The sequence below is a fragment of the Bacillus sp. BACIII genome (assembly GCF_057836745.1).
On the sequence record NZ_CM174437.1, the window covers coordinates 1156155 to 1176573 of the forward strand.

Here is a 20419-nt window from a genome sequence, read left to right on the forward strand (position 1 = left end):
CTATTTTTGAAATGATTCTTCAACAGGCCTCGCCCGTTTGTTAAAGAACGATCTCAATCTATTTGTACTATATATGTTATCTTTTTTGTCCGAATCAATAATGTTTAATGCTGACGTTTTTTTAAATGATCTTCATTAAAGCTTATTGATTAACTTTTCAAACTTATTCACGCTCATAATTTCATGAGTGAGAAATTCTCCATTATAAAACACGCTGAAAGTTGTCCAGATGGCCGGTGATGTTTGGGCCTTATCTTTGGAGGATAATCGATGAGCCTGAAAATGAAGCCCTTTCTTTTCAGTCAGTTCCTTCAAATCCCCTAACACTCCGACTGCGAATGGACATTGAGCTGTATAAAATATTGTGATCCCCTCATCATTAACGGAATAACGTTTAACCTGTTTTTTAAATACAGGAGGAGCCGCATGTTCATTCCAGGTCAATGACATTAACTGAAAATAGGGTTTTGCTTCATCTTGCAAAGTAAATCCCATATGCTCGAAGAAATGCTTATCACTTAAATAGGGAAGTTTTTTCTTACCAACTATATGAACAATTCCATCCATACCGCGGGATTTGGCATCTTCCGCACATTTATCTAACAAGTGTTTCGCATGTCCGCTGTTCTTATATCTCCCCGAGACCCAAAGACAATTAATATACATAAAATTAGGAGCGCTTATCGGAACCCACGCTTTTTCTGCAGGTAAATATTCAATAAAAACTTTTGCCCGCTCGTTTAATCGATAGAACACCAAACCATCAGCCATTCGATCTTTAAGCCAGCTTTTCTTTTCCGCTACGGCCTTCTCATATTGTTTCGCACCTAGTGCGCAGCAAATATGATTGTTATCAATATTGTCCTTATTCAATTCAATGTATTCCATTATGATCTCCCCATTCCAAGATCAGCGTTTAACCCGAAATTGTTAAGCTCATGATTTTTCTATAAAAAACTGCTTTCTCAGAAATATAGAGTCCCAAAACCAATAGATTAACGCAGCAGTAATGCTCATCATGTAATAAATGAAATTCTCGAAAACTCTAACATTAATGGACTGACTCCCCATGCACCAGAACAAGAACACAGCTAAAAAAGCGACTGCTGTATAAATGAAAAGATGAATCAAACTACACTTTTTCGGCTTCTTTCTTAACCAAAATTGCACAGGAATAGCAAATAAAAAGTAAGTGACGAAAGCGTAACAAGCAATGATAACCACAGTGACTAATGCGAGTGGCACAAAGCCTGAGTATACAAACATATACAATCCAAAAACCAGACCAAATGATAAACTTGAAAACGCCAATGTGAAAGCATAACATTTTAAGCTGCTCCGCGCCGCTCCTTCCATTTATTTCACCTGCTTTTTTCTAATTTTTCATTTTCTTCCTGTTATTTAAATCAGTATATATTGATCACTTTAAAAGATCTATATTTTTTGAAATCTTTTTTTTGCCCATAAAAAAGGTCAAGGAGATACCTTGACTATAATCTTCACCCGGTTCATCATGTTCAAATCCAAAGGCCGGTAAGTATCAATATAACGGAACTGACTTCTGCAAGAAAGTTCCGTTACATGACTAATCCAAATTTTGATCAATCGTTCCTTCAAAATAGTCATCGCTGACCTGTTCATGTGTTTCAGCCAATCCTTTTTCCAGTTGTGTATTTCCCTCATAATCTGATGTGTCAAAATATTTCCCTGCCGTATTTGTTGTTTCAGTTTCTTTATGATGAGTTTGTGTTTCCGTGTCTGCCTCGTTTGTTTTGGTATCGCCGGCTAAAGATTGCTGCTGAGAATCATAGTCCTTGTCCAAAGAAGAAAATCTTTTGTAATCGTCCGGTCTGTCTGCGCCATGTTGTTCAGCCATGTTATTCACTCCATCTTGATCAATTTTGTTTGACGGGTGTAACTAAGTGTTTTCATTTGTTTTTGTTTTGAACTTTTTTGGGATCATCTGCTTTAAAAGCGGTTTCGGTCTCATGGTCTTTTTTTAATTGTTCAATGCTTGAATTTTGGATTCCTTTTTTGCTCACTGGTTCTCACTCCCTTTCCAATAGAATATAGACTGTTCTTATTGTGTCTATGGGAATCATATTCATACGCTATTCGGTGGATTTTCTTAAAAAGAAGCTTCAGACAATCGCTTTGTATTAAGGCTTTCAAGGATAACCTTTGACTGTAAATTCTCCTTATCAATCAGCCCATCACACCCAATGACCGCACTTCATAAAAAAAATCCCCTCCTTCTGAGATGGGGAGTTATCTGTTTTTCTCCTAATGTAAGGGTTTTCAAAAGAAGGGTATTGTGCTAAATTGTAAGATAAGTACCAATTTTCTGCAAACATTCGAAAGGGGTGTATGTTGTGAAAGCAGTAGTAGCAACCAAGGACAAAAATATAGCGATCGTACAAAAAGAATTGCGTCCTTTGCGACACGGTGAAGCCAAAGTTAAGATGGAATACTGCGGTGTATGTCATACTGACTTGCATGTTAAAAATGCTGATTTCGGGGATGTGACAGGCGTCACTTTAGGTCATGAAGGAGTAGGCATTGTAACCGAGATTGGTGAAGGCGTAACAAACCTGAAAAAAGGAGACCGCGTCTCCATTGCGTGGATGTTTGAAAGCTGCGGCCGCTGTGAATATTGCTTAACAGGCCGTGAAACCTTGTGCCGAGATGTGAAAAATGCCGGCTATACAGTTGATGGCGCAATGGCTGAAGAAGCAATCGTGGCGGTTGATTATGCAGTGAAAGTGCCTGAACATTTAGATCCGGCAGCCGCAAGCAGCATTACCTGCGCAGGTGTCACAACTTATAAAGCAGTAAAAGTCAGTGAAATTAAACCTGGTCAGTGGATCGGTGTATTTGGAGTCGGCGGTTTGGGCAACTTGGCTGTTCAATATGCAAAAAATGTCTTTAACGCTAAAGTAATTGCTTTCGACATTAGCGATGAAAAATTGAACTTTGCTAAGAGCTTAGGAGCTGACGCGGTTGTAAACAGTTTAAACGAAGACCCCGTCAAGGTGGCTAAAGAAGTGACCAGCGATTTAGGTCTGGATGCCGCGGTCATTACTGCTGTCTCAAAAATCCCTTTCAATCAAGCGATTGATGTTGTAAAAGCCGGTGCGCGTGTAGTGGCTGTCGGTTTACCGGTCGACAAGATGGAATTAGATATTCCCCGTCTTGTGTTAGATGGTATTCAAGTAGTAGGTTCATTAGTAGGAACCAGAGAAGACCTGAGGGAAGCTTTTCAATTTGCTGCAGACGGTAAAGTTGTACCTAAAGTGACAAAACGCCCGATTGAAGACGTGAATGATATATTTGAAGAAATGGAGCAAGGGAAAGTGACCGGCCGTATGGTTATCGATTTTACTTCCTAATGATTTAGGCTGCCGAATGATACGGCAGCCTTTGATCTCTATTCTTGCGCAGCGCCCTGGCCTTTGTCATTTTAGTTCTGACCAATCGGCGGGCATTTTGCAAGTACTGAACTAACCCTGATACCAATATAATACAAGGTCACTCATTGCTGAAGCGTAACCCTGCTGTCTTAACATAGTTGTTATGCTGCCTCGATGATAAGTGCCATGATTGGCAACATGGAATAAAATTTCTGAGTAAGCCGTTTCTCTGGAACCTAACCAAGGATTATTTATGTTCATTTTTTGTTCTAAATCTGTTTGGTTATTCATCCATTCTTCAAACTGTGAAGCCAGTTCATCATAGGACGCCGCAAATTCATCTGCTGAATATAAATGAGTCCTTTCTGCATAAGCCGCAGAACCTTCCACTGCTTCCTGCATGTCTATTCCTTTAAGTACTTGCAGCCACATAGCATCCACCGCGCAGATGTGACTGAACGTTTGAGCAATTGTAGGATATGAACTGCGAACTTCTTCATAAAGAACATTACTTGGTAATTCCTTTATTCTTTCTAATAACGCTATATTCGCCCAAACATGGTACTGATACATATTTTTCGCATGGTTCATTTAACATCTTCTCCTTTAAAGTTGATACTTATGATTATAAAAAAAGATATATGACAGCAGATTGTCATACATCTTGATAAACTTTCATTATTTTTTTGGCTTCAGCGATTAATTTTGATTGCAGCTGCATCGGTTTTATTATTTTAGCTCCGCTGCCAAAGCTTAAGAGAATTGATATAAGCCATCCGGCATGCAGAGGCTGATAAACAGAAATGGTAAACGTCATACTTCCATCACTGTGCATAACTTTAGACGCGTTCTGAAATTGATCTAAAGCTTTCGCCAAAGAATTGGGATCAACCCAAATGACAACATCCTCAAACCCTTCCGCATTGGAGTCTGAATAAGATGAATCATCTTTCACTTTGTGACTGTGCATAAACTCTTCTTGAGTCAGCGTTATATTCATCATACGTGACACTTTAAATTCTCTGACATCTTGACGTTCTCTGCAATAACCATATACATACCAATTACGGAACTTATAATGGAGATGGATTGGTTCTGCTTCACGTGAGGTCAATTCATTTTTATTGCTGACATAATCAAAGCGTACTACCTTTTTTTCATGTATAGCTTTTCGCAGCTGCCTTAAGGAATTCGGATCTGTTCTAAGGCTTTCCAAGTCAACATACAACGTCCTGTTGTTGCCGCTTGTATCCAGAGGTTTTAATCTATCTATCGTATGTTCAACTTCCTTATCTTCAAAAAGACTCGATAAACTGCTTAATACAGTGATTAGATTTAATACATCGTGAGATCCGATTAAACTTTTATCAAATTTGTATCCTTTCATCATCCCGAAACCGCCGTTAGCACCTTGATATGAAACGATCGGTATTCCAGCAGCACAAATCGCTTCGATATCTCTATAAATTGTCCGCGATGATACTTGAAATTCATCAGCTAAACTGGAAGCAGATAAAATTTCATTATGTAAGAGCTTGAATATGATTGATAATAAACGTTCTAATTTCAACTCTCAATTCCTTTCCTCATCATTGATTAAGATCAGCGGTAATCGTTGTTAAGATCTTGTTTTGTTCATTTCATCGACATTTCCGCCTTATAGATGGTAAAATTTCTTAAAACAAGCAAAGGAGCACTGTTATATATGAGTCTTATCATTCTAGCATCCATGCTTTTATGGGGTGCAGTGATCCACGAACTAAGCAAACCTTCCAAAAAGCAAAGTAAACGAAAAATGATCTCTTTGGTATCCTTGGGTTCTTTGTCTACTATAGTCATTACAATTTCGCTTTTTTCCAATTTGAATTGACCGTCATATATCATGAGGAAACCCGCCAGAGTTTCCTCATGACACTGACGATCTACTCACTACACTTTTTACAGTAAACCTTATCAGCGAATTTACTTATCACTCTGTCCATTCTCCCCACAGGCATCATCTTCTCACTTGGAAGGGTAATATGAGCTGTCAGCCCATCACCAGATTTTAATGTTTTCCCGCAGATGGAGCATTTTAACTCTATATTAAAGAAATGTTTTAATCCCATTCAGTAGCCCCCTTATTTATTTATAAAAGTAATACGTTACTGCTTTATAAAAGTTTCAGGATAAAGCTCTACTCATGACCGGGGAAGTTACTTCGCTCCGGTTGATCTGTGCCCGCCCCACAGGCATCACCTTCCCCTGTGTCCAATCTTGTTCGTTCACTTTAATGCGTCCCCTTCCAAAACGAAAAAAGGAGAATACTTGTTATTTGTCGTATACTGCGCTTGCCCGGGAAATGATGAATGATTCTTTCTTGGATTATTGCTCATTATCTAATTCATTTCGTGCGAGGATAACTCTGCTTCCATCGTGAAGTAAAACGGCATATCCTAAAGGTTCTTACTCTCAACTAAACATGCCATAGCCTAAGGAGAACCGAAAATGAAACCTCATTCATCAGCCCTTCATTTTAGACAAAAACTTCATTTTTTCTCCTTTAGACTAAAATCCATGTCGAAATTTAACGTTCGGCATAGTATATACTATCCTAACAAGAGGAGGTGGCAATATGGGATACTACGGTGGAAATTATGGCGGAAGCACTTTCGTCTTGATCGTTGTGCTTTTCATTTTGTTAATCATTGTAGGTGCTGCTTTCCTTTAATAGCACATTGACGAACCATATTCGTCTCCCAAGAAAATTGCATCTCACAGTTCGGACAGACGCCATAAGATCTTTTTATGGCGTTTTCACTTTTGGAAAGAAGACCATAAAGTAAATATTTCATTTTTTTATAGAATGCGGATTTCACATAATAATTCATTTTTACATAAAAAAGCCGGACTCCTCCTTTAGAGGTTCCGGCTTTTCTTATTGTTTGACCTTTGTTATTGTCATTGGTACAAAAGCGGGAAATACTTGATGTCCCGCTGCACACACCCGCTATGATAATATTTCAATACAGCCTTCTGTTCCATGAACGCGGATTCGTTGCCCATCTTTTATCAATTGGGTTGCATTTTCAACTCCAACAACTGCAGGTAAACCGTATTCACGCGCTATAACCGCTCCATGGGTCATCAGTCCGCCAACTTCCGTAACCAGGCCTTTTATGGATACAAACAATGGTGTCCAGCTGGGATCGGTAAAGGAGGTAACTAGTATATCTCCCTCTTCCAAATTGGCATCTTCCATGTTTAAAATAACACGTGCCCGCCCCTCTGTGACTCCCGATGAAACAGGAAGCCCTGCAATCGCGCCGGCCGGGAGATTGTCTCGTTTGTACTCGCCTGTAACGATTTCGCCGTCAGACGTGATAACACGCGGCGGAGATAGTTTTTCATATACTTTGTACTCATCTTTTCGTGTGCTGATGATTTGGTAATCCAATATATTTGTGCGTACGACTTCTTGAAGTTCTTCAAAAGTAAGATAGTATATGTCTTCTTTTTCTTGAATAATACCCGCTTCGGCGAGTTGTTCGGCTTCTTTCAGTAAAGCCTGCTTATAAACAAAATAGCGACTGACCATGCCGTATTTTGGATATTCCCTGAACCCGCTGAAGTTCCGGATGATGCGGATCATTCGTTCGGTTTCTTTGGCTTTTTGTTCACCATCCGGTAATTGCTTCAAACGATCTAATAACTCTTGTTCTTTCTTCAACGCCTCCTGCCGCCCTTGCTCAAATTTCCGCTTGCTGGCATTTGGCTCAAAGTTTTTGAGATTATTAAGAATCATAGGGACAAGTGCAGTTGGTTTTTCGCTCCATCGAGTTCTTGTCATATCAATTTCTCCAGTACATCGCATTCCGTACTTGTTGAGGAAAGCATAGATGGCGTCATGGATTTCCTGTCCGCCTTCAAACTTCACCAGCTCATCCAAAAAGGAATCATCTTTTACATCCTCTAAATAAGCAATTACTTCTGGATAAGGACGGATCACATCGGCGACGTCTAATAGCGCAAGCCCCATTTCTGAAGTAATATTATGGGGTACAGATTGAGAAAGCGTGTCTGCTGCGTTTTTTTCACCTAACCACTCGTTCATTTTTTCGTTAATCCATGATGAAGCATCCATTGCAGTTCGAATCAATACCGAACTTTTTGGGTTAAATAAAATCTTCTTTAATTCCTGGATATCATCCAAAATAAAACGAAATAAATCAGATCCTGATTTCGTCTGGATGTTTTGTTTTAAAGCTTCTATCGATGTTTCACTGCTCTTAATCAAATCAGAAACAATTGCCGGATCGTTTTCAGTTTGATCCGGCATATCGGCATTGCCTTTTCCGGGAATCGGTGCCGTTTTATCAGGTATCGGCTTAATAAAATCACGTCGCTCTATTATGGTCATAAGTGCGTCTTTTAAGAGCGGATCGTGCTGCCCCATGCCTTTTAAGAAAACTTCTCTGACTTTAGGGGATGCCAGATGATGTGTGACATCAACAAATAGCCTACCGCCGGCTTTACGCATGGGTGCAGAAGTCGTCAATAGAAAAAAAGATAATCCAAGGGGTTTTATGGGATCCGTCATCATTTGTTGATGACCAACAGAGATATAGACGTGATTTTCTTGATCGTTCGCTTCAGGAACGGGGTATAACGTTGTGATCGGACGACTTTGGACAATATAAAAAGTATCGCGATCCAAACACCATTCGATATCTTGCGGCTGGCCGAAATGAGCTTCGATCTGTCTCCCGATACGTGCCAGCTGTAAAATTTGTTCATCAGTCAGTGTTTGAATCTTTTGCTGATCAAGATTGATCTCTTGTGTTTCCGTTCCGCCTTCTTTTCGTCGATAGACAGCCTTTTTTTTAGTTTCTATTCTCTTATCGACGATTTTCCCGTCCTGTACTTTATAACAATCGGCGGATACTAAGCCGGAGACCAGTGCTTCACCAAGTCCAAAACCGGCATCGATGGACAGCAGCTTTCGGTTTCCGGTCATCGGATCAGCGGTAAATAAAATCCCCGAAGCCTGAGGGAAGACCATCCTTTGGATGATAACGGATAAATAAACTTGGCTGTGATCAAATCCATTTTGCATACGGTAAATGACTGCGCGATCAGTAAATAGGGACGCCCAACATTTACTGATATGCTGCAAGATTGCATCGACACCGGTAATATTTAAATAGGTGTCTTGCTGACCGGCAAAAGAGGCATGCGGTAAATCTTCAGCAGTTGCACTAGAACGCACGGCATAGGCATGTTCTTCGCCATACCGGGAGAGATAGCAAGCAACTGCTTTAACTACATCGGAAGGAATTTCTGCTTCCATAATGGTTTGCCGAATTTCCCTGCTGATTTTACCGATTTGATCCCGATTCTCCACTTTCAGCATGGTCAGTTGATCAAACAGCGCTTGTAACGCTTCATTTTGTTCAATGGCTTTTTGATATCCTGCTGTTGTGACACAAAATCCTTCTGGTACTTGTATTCCTTGAATTTTTGATAATTCCCCTAAATGCAACCCTTTTCCTCCAACGAGCAAAGGCTGTGTTTTTTCAATTTCGTGGATACCGAGAACCAAAGAACTCATTCTATATCTCCCCTTCAAAAAAAAATTGACAAGAGCTTTCCAGCATGATATAATCATAATATAAGATGGATAACTATGACCTTTCACACAGAAAGCACGCGTGATCTGATTATATCACCGTGTCTGTTTTTGTGCAATATAAAAAGAACCTGGCCAAATTGGCGGGGTTCTTTTTTAATTTTCTAAGGAACTCCTGAAGTTGAATGATATCTGTGAATCCATTGCAGAAAGGTATCCCCACGGAGTCAGAATGATTATCTGTTTCCTCCGACAAATGACATTATTTATAAGCAGCTTTGCCATCAAAGCTTTTTAGCATTTAATTGTTCTGTCATTGATCTCCCGACAAAAAACACTCTCTTGACGAACCGCACTCATCATTCATTTTCCCGAAAACTCTTCAAAGCTGTACTGAGATCCTTTGTGTGAGTGTAAATGTTCTTATACAAATCGAATAGTGTTTTATATTTTTGAACATTTTGTTCTTTCGGATAGAATACAGCAGTCTCACGTATAAATTGCTCTGCACACTCTTCAAGAGATTCAAACCACCCGCTCCCGAAAGCAGCTAACATAGCAGCTCCCATGGCCGGACCTTGTTCATTTTCTAACTTAATCACCCGCGTATTGAAAATATCAGCTTGCATTTGAAGCCACGTTTCATTTTTAGCTCCCCCGCCAATAGAGACAACAGAATCAACTGATTTTCCCGCTTCGCGGAATAGCTCAATTGATTCATTCAAAGAGAATGTGATGCCTTCCATTACCGCCCTCATAAAATGCTCTCTTTTATGGGCCGCATCCATTCCGATCAAGCTTCCCCGAATAGATGAATCAGCATGCGGCGTTCTTTCACCAACCAAATAAGGAGTATACAGCAGTCCATTTGCTCCTACCGGAATAGCTTCCACCCCATCCAATAATTGTTCAAACGATTCGTTTGGCGCAAACGTTCTTTTGAACCAGTCTAAGCTGTATCCAGCAGCGAGCGTGACTCCCATCGTATAAAAAGAATCCTTTTTTCCATGATTAAAAAAGTGCACTTTCCCTTTAAAGTCTCTTTCTTTGTCTTCTTCACAGGAAAGTATGACCCCTGACGTCCCAATACTGCATAATGTTTTTCCGGATGAAAGAATACCGGCTCCAATTGCACCGCAAGCATTATCCGCTCCCCCGGCGTACACTTTTGTTTTTTCCATCAGCCCTGTCTCCGCCGCGACGTTCGGAAGCAGCGATCCTACACAATCATGTGATTCAACAAGCGGAGGACAAATATCTGCAGAAATACCAAATTGATTGCAAATCTCATCGCTCCACTCCTTGCGGATAATATGCAAAAGTAACGTTCCCGCCGCATCGGAGTATTCAGTGTGAATGGCACCGGTCATACGGAATCTCACATAGTCTTTCGGAAGCAAAAAAACAGCAGTTTTTTTAAAAAGTTCAGGCTCATGTTCCTTCACCCATAACATTTTAGGCAATGTAAACCCTTCCAGGACACGGTTTTTTGTGATATCAAGCAGATGATCGCCAAATGTCTCGGTCATTCTCATACATTGAGGAGTCGTTCGGGTATCATTCCAAAGAATCGCATGACGCAGCACCTGTTGATCTTGGTCAAGCAGGACTAACCCATGCATTTGTCCTGAATAGCTTATCCCGTCTATATCTTCGGCTTGAACGCCGGATTCAGAAACCAAATCAGCCAATGCATCAATTGTTTGTTGCACCCAGTCTTCGGGATTTTGCTCACTATACCCCGCCTTCTCTTGAATAAGCGGATATCTTTTAGACGTTTCTGCACAAACCTTGCCGTTTTGATTGACTAAAATGGTTTTAACGGCGCTCGTTCCAAGATCTATTCCAATGACATACTTCATTTTTTCACTCCTTTCCCTCTCAATAGATCCCCATTGAAACTTCCCGCCAGAACGGGAAGTTCCGGGGCAACTCGGATTTCCCTGCTAAAACTTTTTAGCGGATCAAGCTTCTTTGTTATACCTCTAAAATGTATTGGTTCAATATCGCTCTTAACCGCTCCTGTCTCCCTGATTCATTTTTAATTGGCTGATTGTTTAGCGCATATTGCTCAAGTGTCTTAAAATCAGCTCTTCCTTCTGCAATGTCAAGACCGATCCCTTCGGTAAAGCTGCGATAACGATGCTGAATCACATCTTCAAACACACGGTCTTCGATTAATTTGTGAGCGACTTTCAATCCCCTTGCAAATGCATCCATCCCTGCAACATGGGCATAAAGTAAATCATCAGGCTCAAAAGAAGATCTTCTGACCTTTGCGTCAAAGTTTAATCCGCCGCTTCCAAGGCCGCCATTTTGCAGGATTTCGTACATGGCTAATGTCGCAGAATATAAATCTGTCGGAAATTCATCTGTGTCCCAGCCTAAAAGCGGATCACCTTGGTTCGCATCAACAGATCCAAGAAGGCCATGCACTCTCGCCATACGTAATTCATGTTCGAATGTATGCCCGGCTAATGTGGCATGATTGGCTTCGAGATTTAATTTAAAATGGCTGTCTAAGCCATATTGCTTCAAAAAGGCAATGGTTGTTGCCGCATCTGTATCGTATTGATGAGTGGTCGGCTCTTTCGGTTTTGGTTCAATCAAAAATTGCCCCGTATACCCGATTTCCTTCGCATAATCCACTGCCATATGCATGAATCTGGCCAAATTATCAAGCTCAAATTTTAAATCCGTATTTAACAATGTTTCGTATCCTTCACGTCCGCCCCAAAACACATAGTTTTCGGCGCCAAGCTCTTTTGCTGTCTCCAGCCCTTTTTTTACTTGTGCTGCTGCATACGCAAACACATCTGCATTGCAAGAAGTCGCGGCACCATGGACGAAACGGGGATTCGTGAACATGTTTGCAGTATTCCATAATAGCTTCACGCCGCTCGTTCTCATGTACTCTTTCATCATGCTCACGATAATATCTAAATTTTGATTTGTCTCTTTTAACGTACTTCCTTCCGGTGCGATATCCCGGTCATGGAAAGCAAAAAATGGCGCATCCAGTTTTTCAAACATCTCAAATGCTGCTTCTACCCTCGCTCTCGCCAGATCCATGCCTTTATAACGATCCCACGGTCTTTGCATCGTAGCTGCTCCAAACATGTCTGTACCGTCAGCGGTAAATGTATGCCAATAAGCAATAGAAAACCGCAGATGCTCTTTCATTGTCTTTCCGCCGATTACTTCTTGAGGATTATAATATTTAAATGCTAAAGGATTCGTGGAATCTTTCCCTTCATAAATCACTTTGTTTACGCTTTCAAAATAGCCGGCTGTACCGGAATGAGACTGAGCCATGACATTTCCCCCTTAAAAATAAATTCAAGCGCATTTTAAGTCACATTGCATATTAGTTTGTTGCCTAAACAAACTAACTTATTTTCATCTTATATAACCTCATCAGTATTTTCAATATTTTTTTAGTTTTTAACGAATACATTAGATATAATAAGGTTGGATTCGCTATGTGTGACGCTTCGCATGATAACACAGAAAACTCAACTTAATTTAAAGATTATACAAATGGAGTGGATGAAGTGGATATCGCTGATCAAGCCTTTGTCAAAAAAGTAAACCAAAAGTTATTATTAAAAGAAATACTTAAGAATTCACCTATTTCAAGAGCAAAGTTATCTGAAATGACAGGATTAAATAAATCAACCGTTTCATCCCAGGTAAACACATTAATGAAAGAACACCTTGTATTTGAAATCGGTCAGGGACAATCAAGCGGCGGCAGAAGACCTGTCATGCTTGTTTTTAATAAAAAAGCAGGATACTCCGTAGGAATAGATGTCGGGGTGGATTATATTAACGGCATTTTAACAGATCTTGAGGGGACAATTGTTCTTGATCAACATCACCATTTGGAATGTAATTCCCCTGAAATAACGAAAGATATTTTAATTGAGATGATTCATCACTTTATTGCGAATATGCCGCAATCTCCGTACAGGCTTATTGGTATAGGCATATGCGTTCCCGGATTAATTGATAAAAATCAAAAAATCGTTTTCACTCCGAACTCCAACTGGAGAGATATTGACTTAAAATCTTTCATAAAAGAGAAGTTCAATGTGCCTGTTTTTATTGAAAATGAGGCGAATGCCGGCGCATATGGAGAAAAAGTATTTGGTGCTGCAAAAAATCACGATAACATGATTTATGCAAGTATCGGTACCGGGATAGGAATCGGCGTTATTATTAACAATGATTTATATAGAGGGGTTGGCGGCTTCTCTGGAGAAATGGGACATATGACAATAGACTTTAATGGTCCGAAATGCAGCTGCGGAAACCGGGGCTGCTGGGAATTGTATGCTTCAGAGAAGGCTTTATTAAAATCTCTTCAGACGAAAGAAAAAAAAGTGTCCAATCAAGATATTATAGACCTCGCCCATCTGAATGATGTTGAAACTTTACGTGCATTACAGAATTTTGGCTTCTATTTAGGGATAGGCCTGACCAATATTTTGAATACATTCAATCCGCAAGCCATCATTTTAAGAAACAGCATCATTGAATCGCATCCTATGGTTTTAAATTCAATCAGAAGCGAGGTGTCGTCCCGGGTTTATTCCCAATTAGGCAATAGTTATGAATTATTACCATCTGTTTTAGGAAAAAATGCATCGGCATTGGGAATGTCCTCTATTGTAATTGATCATTTTCTTGATATGGTTAATCATTAAGTTTTACGCTGTTTTTTCACATAGGACACGATATGAAAAAGGAGTTCTAAAATAGAAGCTCCTTTTTCCTGTGCACATTATTTTTCTTTATAACGAAAATATCTGAAGTCAGCCGGAATGTGGTGACCGCTGGTATCTTGGCACTGCATTCCTACAAAAGCTCCTGTAAAGAATCCTCCTCCGCGGATGTAATCATCTGATAATTTTTTCGATTCTAAGGTAATGTCAATTTTATGCCAGTCTTCTTTGTTAAACGAATAGAAATAATAATATTTTTCCTTTTCGATATTCACTTTTAAATAGACATACTTTACTTCACGGGGAATCACAATTTTATTTTTTAATGGCTGTGAAAAAGAAAAGTTATCACATATTGTTAATTCAAGAATACGGCCGAGTTCTTCATCATGCGTGACTTGAAGAGCCGTCCAGTTCTCTGTATTGTAATAGTTCACCAGACCAGCAGCTTGCTGAAAATTTTCCGGATAAAACATAACAGCCGTTTCCGCTTCAAAATGGAGACTTTGCCAGCGTCTGGCTACAAATGCCTGAGTAAATGCCGAGGTTAATGATTCATGGCCGTATAATCGCAAATGATTTGGCACTTGAGTCAATGAGCCTAATTCTTTCGTAAACGGAATCCTTAACGTTTGAAAATTGATATTTAATGTTGAGTCCTCGAATTCATCAACTTCCGGGTACGTTGCTTCAAATATGGTTTCAGGTATAGAAGGCGCTTCCACCTCCAAACTTCCTTCTTTTCCGCCAGCTACATAAGGCCATTCATCTTTCCAATAGAGTTTTTGAATAGCTGTTTCTCTGCCCAAAGGACAATAACCTCGCTGCTGAAAAATTGAATCATCGTCCGGATGAATAGGACGTCCCGTTAAATGAGCTAAATACCACTCACCTGTATGTGTTTGAACGATGGATGCATGCCCGCATTTTTGCAGCGGATTTTCCGGATCATGCCATGACGTTAAGATAGGATTATCAGGATGAACTTCATATGGCCCCTCAATATTTGCAGAACGGGCAATTGTAGCAGCATGTTCGAACCGCGTTCCCCCTTCTGCGGTTAATAAATAATAATAGCTCCCGATATGATAAAGGTGCGGCGCTTCCGTCAGCTTTCTTTCAGTTCCTTTAAATATCACTTTCGGTTTTCCAATTAATTTTTGCTCCTCATCAGAATATTCCTGCATGACAATTCCTCCGAATGAGTGCCGATCAATACGCTGATCCCATAACATATTTAATAAATATTTTTTTCCATCCGTATCATGGAATAAAGAAGCATCAAATCCCGAGCTATTTAATGTGATCGGCTCCCCCCAATCACCATCAATCGTGTCACAAGTCACTAAATAATTGTGGCAATCTTTCCAGGCGCCATCTACTACCTTAACATCCGTATAGATCAGCCAAAACTTCCCGTCGCTGTAACTTAAACATGGCGCCCAGACCCCGCCTGAATTAGGGTTTCCTTTCATGTCTAATTGCGAAACTCTCTGTAATGGATGTGCAGCTAAGTGCCAATTCACTAAATCTTTTGAGTGGTGTATCTGGACTCCCGGAAACCACTCAAATGTAGATACGGCGATATAATAATCCTCTCCGACCCTGCAAATACTCGGATCGGGATTAAATCCTTTAAGTACCGGATTGATAATCTTCATGCGGCACGCCTCCTCAGCTATTTTCTGTTGATTCATCATATTTTAAGCTTTGAAATCATCAATATGATCCAAATAAACTTTGTCTCTATTCTCTAGTTCTCGAACCATGTTTTTATATTTTTTCTCATCTAAGTTATAGAAATTAATATCAATCATGGCTAAAACCAGTAAGAACACGGGAATAATGGTGGTTGTAATTAAAATTCCCGTCAATGCCTCCGCCGTTTGCACCTGATTTGCCACATATCCAAACTGATCTAAAACCAGCCCAGGTATAACCCCTCCCAAGGCCATGCCGAATTTAAAGAAAAATCCGATAATAGCGTATATGAGCCCGCCCATTCTTTTCCCGGTTCTGTATTCTCCATATTCTATTGTTTCAGGAATAAGCGCCCACATATATCCCCCGGCAGTGAGACTTCCGGCAGCAGCAATTAATCGAAAGAAGAGTATGAGGAAAACATTACTTGACGGAACAAACAATAAAGCTAAGAGGCCGATCATATTCAGTAATAATGCGTAGTTTAGTAATTTCTTCTTCCCCAATAGTTGATGAAGCTTTGGAATAAAAGGTAAAATGACAAGAGCGGGCAAACTTCCTAACAAACCGTACCACTTCACTAAATCCGCTCTTTCTAAATTATACGTTACGTAATAGATGCCGACCGAATTACTTATTGAATTCACTCCAAAAATAATAATAAAGAAAATACTCAGTACAACAAGCGGCCGATTAACACGAAATTGCTCAAATATATCCGGAAATTTAATTTTTTCTTCAGATTTTTGAAGAGTGACACGCTCTTTTGTGCTTTTAAAACAAAAGATTAAAAGACACCCGCCTATGAATCCCATAATGGCCATGGTTAGCTGCCAGCCAAGAGATTCGCTGCCTGAATTATCGCTTAAATAAGCAGCCAATAAGGGAACAAAAAATGCAACGACAAGCCCCCCAAGATTCGCAAATAACATACGGACAGATGTTATACTAACAACTTCTTGATTATTTCTGGTCATGGCAGAAGTTAACGCGCCATACGGAACGTTTATCGCTGTGTATGTAAGCGACAAGCCGACATAGGTTATATAGGCATATATTAATTTCCCCATATCTGAAAAATCGGGGGTTGTAAAACAGAGGATGGCCAGTATGACAAATGGAAAAGCTCCGAATAAAAGATACGGTCTGAAGCGCCCAAACCTGCTATTTGTTCTGTCTACTATTGTTCCGATAAAAGGATCAGCGAGGGCGTCGATGATTCTGACAACTAAAAACATCGTACCGGCGGCGGCTGCCGATAAACCAAATACATCTGTATAGAAGAACAAAAGATAAGTAGACACCGTTGCATAAATTAAATTACATGCAAAATCCCCAGACGCATATCCAACTTTTTCAGCCATGCTGATCTTCTTTACATTTTCACTGAGCATGATTTCCTCCCCTTTTCGATCCTTTCATAAGGAACCAGTATGAAAGAATATAACATGTCTTCAAATTTATTGGGCAGTGCGCACTTCATAAAAGCGCTTTCATAAACTGATAGCAGATGACTTTCACAGAGCGTTTTCCTCAGATAAATGGTGATCAGATGGCTGCAATTTCATCTTATATGTCCGGAAAGGATAAAAGCCCCGTGCTTTCGTTTTTTAAATTCTTCTTTCGAGCCCCTTATCCCCCTTCCATCATGCATTTAAATTACCCGTAATTTAATCGGATTCCTTAGTTTGTTGAGTAAACAAACTAACTTGATTTAATCTTATAAAATCTGATCTGCTTTTTCAACTCCTTTTTCAGAAAATTTAAAACCGGCCAAGGACATACCATAGTGTAATTGCCAACTGCTTCGACAGACATATAAGCAAAAATCCCTTGTGGCTGACTGATCATCACCTTTTTGTTTAGAAAAACGTATTAAGAAACAGGCACTAGAAAAAATGCGAATCATATATAAGTGATATCCCGTTTAATTGGTTGAGGAGGATATTATGAAACCAATGCTGCCTTTTGAAAAGTATTTTGGTGATTTAGAACTGGTTTATGCATTTTATGGAGCTATGCCTACCGGTGTTACGGTTTCGGAAACTGGTCGTATTTTCATTTGTTTTCCGAAATGGGGAGACGATGTTAAATTTACGGTGGCGGAAATAGTTGGGGATAAATTGCAGCCTTATCCTGATTTACAAACCAATTTGGTTAACCCTGAGACTATCAAAATGAGTTTCATCAGTGTCCAAAGTGTAGTTGCTGACGGAAGGGGAACGCTTTGGGTACTAGATACAGCGGCGCCCAATTTTTCTGAACCAATTAAAGGCGGGGCAAAATTAGTCGCTGTTGATTTAAAAACCAATACAATCAGAAGAGTGTATACCTTTACAGAAGATGTTGTCCTGCCCACAACTTACCTGAATGATGTCCGATTTGATTTCCGTGTTGGAACTGCAGGTTATGCCTATATAACGGATTCTTCTTCCAAAGGACCAGGAGCTATTATCGTCGTTGATTTAGAAACCGGAAATGCATGCAGACGGTTAAATGGAGCAAATCCAACTTCACCGGATTCCTATTTTATACCGAAAGTAGAAGGCAAAATTTTGATGAATCGTAACAGGGATGGTTCAACTTCCCCATTTAGGCTGGCATCCGACGGTATTGCGATTTCTCCTGACGGGAAGGTATTATTTTTTTGTCCACTGACCAGCCGCCATCTGTTCTCGATCTCAACAGAAGCCCTGAGAGATAGAAATATACCGGACATGGATTTACTTTATCATGTGGCGTATTGGGGAGAAAAAGGTGCGTCTGATGGAATGATTACAGATGCAAAAGGAGCCGTTTATGCCGGAGATTACGAGAACAATAGTATTCGAAAAATACTGCCGAATGGCACAATGCAAACCATCGCACATGATCCTAGAATTTTATGGCCGGATACTTTTTCGATTGGTCCGGATGAATACTTATACGTCATCGTGAACCAATTACATCGGCAGGCTAGATTTCATTATGGAAAAGACTTACGACAGAAACCTTATAGTTTACTTCGTATAAAAATCGATGAATTACCTGCTCCTTCCTATTGAAAATGAAACATGAAAGAAATCATCTAATATCCTCATTAAATATAAATGATTATTCGAGCCGTTTATAATCGCCCTGTTGACGTATATAAGAAAAAACAGACCTCCCTTGAGCCTCAGAACATGAAGGGTTAGGTCTATCATGAAACCACATCGAGCAAGCCCTTTGATGGGCTGCTTTTATTACAGAGCCGGGGTGATACCAACACCCTGGTCTTTTTATTAAGGGAAAAACACTGTAACCCGTCTGTATTTTACAGTTTGTCACGCTGTTCTTCTTTTTGAATCTGGGACAACAATGAAATTTTCACAGGAAATATTTAGACATAAAAATATAACCATCACTTCCGAGGTGGACTCCCATATCTCAGAGAAACTTGAAAATTCGTCAGTTGATGGTTATGAAGAATATATGAACTCTCTTTTGTCTTAATTTTTTTAATATTTTGCGTGATCAAAACGTGGTCAAGTTGACCACCAACCCTTCAACTATCCCTTATGACCAAAACCAAAAAATCCCCTGACACCAATAGTGCCAAGGGATTGAGGGATTAATACTGAGACATGTATTGTTCGCGCTCCCACGGATGAACCTGTGTGCGGAACATAATTCTCAATTTAAATAAATAATATACAGCACTGAAAATCCTTGAAAACAAAGGATTTTTCAGTGCTTTATTATTTCCCATCAGAAATAGAATCTCTATAATTATCAATTTTTTTTGGTCAAATTTTGGTCATGATTTTGGTCAATAACATGTTTGTGGATAACATGGTTACTACCATCACAAACATAAATATATACTCAAAAGAATGAGCATCAGATATCAAGGTTTAAACCGCCTTAAACCCCTCCAAAATATGTAACTTGTGTTATACTGTAGGAAAAATGCGGAGGATCACTATGGGGAAATTTGGACTTTTAATCGGGAATGGCTTTACAGTTGATTTCGCTAGGGCAAATAAATTGAACTCTTCAAACCCACTAACATGCTTCGATTCTGAAAAAATTAATTATAATGACTTCATAGAACATTTGCCAACTGTTAAAAGTGAGCTGATTGATAATTTTCAAGCAGCAAACCATTATGGTGCTATTAAAGATTATAGAATTAAGTATGAAAATGATACTGGTGCCGAGTGTCAGCTGAGAAGATTTCTTGCAACAATATATTCTAAATTTCAGTTAAGTATTAACTCTATAAGTTTAAATGAATGGAAATGGTTTAATTGGTTCAAGAAAAATAAATTTGATTTATCTTTTGCAATATCATTTAATTATGACTTGTTACTAGAAAGAGTACTCAATGAATCCAATGTGAAATATTACCGTATTGGGACTATTGAAAATAAAAAACGCGTACCTATTTTTAAACCTCACGGCTCAATTGACTTTGATGTGAACCCACAAAAGATTTCAGGATCCAATATTTGGACTACGCCAATTTCGCTAAACGATTGTGGGAGACTCCATATAGTCAAGCAAGATGAATGGATGGAGCCAAGAATACAGGCAGATTTGATCCCTCCTTCATCTATCAGCAATCACCTTCATTTAGATTGGGTAAGGGAAGGGTTTGCAGTGACTGAAAAAAAAGCTAAAGAAGTATCTCATTTTATAATAATAGGTTGTTCATATTGTGAGGTCGATCGGTTAGAAATAGACACTATCTTAAAGATGCTTAAAAAAGGGACAAAAGTCATTATATGCGATCCATCTCCAAGCGACCGTTTGATTAACAAACTCAAAGAGTTAAAGCTTGATTTTGAGGAGATAAATTCTGGAAGTGGATTGCCATGGGAAGGTATAGTGCCGTCAGCCTAAGTCGCAGCTTTTATAACTTTATAGTGGTTAGCAGGTAATCCATAAGCGTTACCTTCACAAAAAACTGTAATAGTTTTAAAATTTTCTCTTTCTTCTAGGGTGACATT

The 20419-nt window shown here is 39.5% G+C and carries 17 protein-coding genes; 5 read left to right on the forward strand and 12 right to left on the reverse strand.

Annotated features, from left to right (window positions below; all coding sequences use genetic code 11):
* Positions 1-135: 135 nt before the first annotated feature.
* The 4 genes from ACXN9U_RS05715 to ACXN9U_RS05730 form a co-directional block, all read right to left on the reverse strand.
* A complete protein-coding gene (locus ACXN9U_RS05715; RefSeq protein ID WP_489202289.1) occupies positions 136-888 on the reverse strand; it encodes a GNAT family N-acetyltransferase in 753 nt (250 codons plus the stop codon).
* A gap of 48 nt (positions 889-936) precedes the next feature.
* Entirely contained in the window at positions 937-1356 is a 420-nt protein-coding gene (locus tag ACXN9U_RS05720; protein ID WP_489202290.1) for a UPF0715 family protein, read from the reverse strand.
* A 229-nt stretch (positions 1357-1585) separates the two neighbouring features.
* Positions 1586-1876 (reverse strand): YozQ family protein, encoded by a 291-nt coding sequence (locus ACXN9U_RS05725; RefSeq protein WP_060962702.1) that lies wholly within the window; start codon positions 1874-1876, stop codon positions 1586-1588.
* 52 nt (positions 1877-1928) lie between these two features.
* Positions 1929-2042: a biofilm-forming protein gene (locus tag ACXN9U_RS05730; RefSeq protein ID WP_269775035.1), complete on the reverse strand. Its 114-nt coding sequence runs from the start codon at positions 2040-2042 to the stop codon at positions 1929-1931.
* Between the two features lie 330 nt (positions 2043-2372).
* Here ACXN9U_RS05730 and adhP point away from each other — a divergent pair, with 330 nt between their 5' ends.
* Positions 2373-3389 (forward strand): alcohol dehydrogenase AdhP, encoded by a 1017-nt coding sequence (gene adhP, locus ACXN9U_RS05735; RefSeq protein WP_060962704.1) that lies wholly within the window; start codon positions 2373-2375, stop codon positions 3387-3389.
* 111 nt (positions 3390-3500) lie between these two features.
* Here adhP and ACXN9U_RS05740 read toward each other — a convergent pair whose 3' ends face one another.
* The 3 genes from ACXN9U_RS05740 to ACXN9U_RS05750 form a co-directional block, all read right to left on the reverse strand.
* Positions 3501-4001, reverse strand: a complete 501-nt coding sequence (locus ACXN9U_RS05740) for a DinB family protein (protein ID WP_489202291.1) — start codon at positions 3999-4001, stop codon at positions 3501-3503.
* A 64-nt stretch (positions 4002-4065) separates the two neighbouring features.
* Positions 4066-4980, reverse strand: coding sequence for a helix-turn-helix transcriptional regulator (locus ACXN9U_RS05745; RefSeq protein WP_489202292.1), 915 nt, complete (start codon positions 4978-4980; stop codon positions 4066-4068).
* 352 nt (positions 4981-5332) lie between these two features.
* Positions 5333-5518 (reverse strand): hypothetical protein, encoded by a 186-nt coding sequence (locus ACXN9U_RS05750; protein WP_489202293.1) that lies wholly within the window; start codon positions 5516-5518, stop codon positions 5333-5335.
* Positions 5519-6024: 506 nt separating this feature from the next.
* Between ACXN9U_RS05750 and ACXN9U_RS05755 the strand changes: the two genes are divergently transcribed.
* Positions 6025-6120 (forward strand): YjcZ family sporulation protein, encoded by a 96-nt coding sequence (locus tag ACXN9U_RS05755; RefSeq protein WP_016936006.1) that lies wholly within the window; start codon positions 6025-6027, stop codon positions 6118-6120.
* Positions 6121-6399: 279 nt separating this feature from the next.
* On the opposite strand, the gene ppsA is transcribed toward ACXN9U_RS05755, so the two are convergent.
* The 3 genes from ppsA to xylA all read right to left on the reverse strand — a co-directional run bounded on the left by ppsA (position 6400) and on the right by xylA (position 12333).
* On the reverse strand, positions 6400-9000 hold the full coding sequence (gene ppsA / locus ACXN9U_RS05760; protein ID WP_489202294.1) for a phosphoenolpyruvate synthase: 2601 nt from the start codon (positions 8998-9000) through the stop codon (positions 6400-6402).
* Positions 9001-9377: 377 nt separating this feature from the next.
* Positions 9378-10880: a xylulokinase gene (xylB, locus tag ACXN9U_RS05765; RefSeq protein ID WP_489202295.1), complete on the reverse strand. Its 1503-nt coding sequence runs from the start codon at positions 10878-10880 to the stop codon at positions 9378-9380.
* Between the two features lie 115 nt (positions 10881-10995).
* A complete protein-coding gene (gene xylA, locus ACXN9U_RS05770) occupies positions 10996-12333 on the reverse strand; it encodes a xylose isomerase (RefSeq protein WP_489202296.1) in 1338 nt (445 codons plus the stop codon).
* Between the two features lie 239 nt (positions 12334-12572).
* Here xylA and xylR point away from each other — a divergent pair, with 239 nt between their 5' ends.
* Positions 12573-13727: a transcriptional repressor XylR gene (xylR, locus tag ACXN9U_RS05775; protein WP_489202297.1), complete on the forward strand. Its 1155-nt coding sequence runs from the start codon at positions 12573-12575 to the stop codon at positions 13725-13727.
* Between the two features lie 77 nt (positions 13728-13804).
* Here the strand turns inward: xylR and xynB are convergent, their stop codons facing one another.
* A complete protein-coding gene (gene xynB / locus ACXN9U_RS05780; RefSeq protein WP_489202298.1) occupies positions 13805-15406 on the reverse strand; it encodes a xylan 1,4-beta-xylosidase in 1602 nt (533 codons plus the stop codon).
* A 42-nt stretch (positions 15407-15448) separates the two neighbouring features.
* The gene (locus tag ACXN9U_RS05785; RefSeq protein ID WP_489202299.1) at positions 15449-16840 is read right to left on the reverse strand and encodes an MFS transporter; all 1392 of its coding nucleotides are present in this window, start codon (positions 16838-16840) and stop codon (positions 15449-15451) included.
* 555 nt (positions 16841-17395) lie between these two features.
* Here ACXN9U_RS05785 and ACXN9U_RS05790 point away from each other — a divergent pair.
* A complete protein-coding gene (locus ACXN9U_RS05790) occupies positions 17396-18490 on the forward strand; it encodes an L-dopachrome tautomerase-related protein (protein WP_489202300.1) in 1095 nt (364 codons plus the stop codon).
* Positions 18491-19391: 901 nt separating this feature from the next.
* Entirely contained in the window at positions 19392-20312 is a 921-nt protein-coding gene (locus ACXN9U_RS05795; RefSeq protein WP_060962716.1) for an SIR2 family protein, read from the forward strand.
* The last annotated feature ends 107 nt before the right edge of the window (positions 20313-20419 follow it).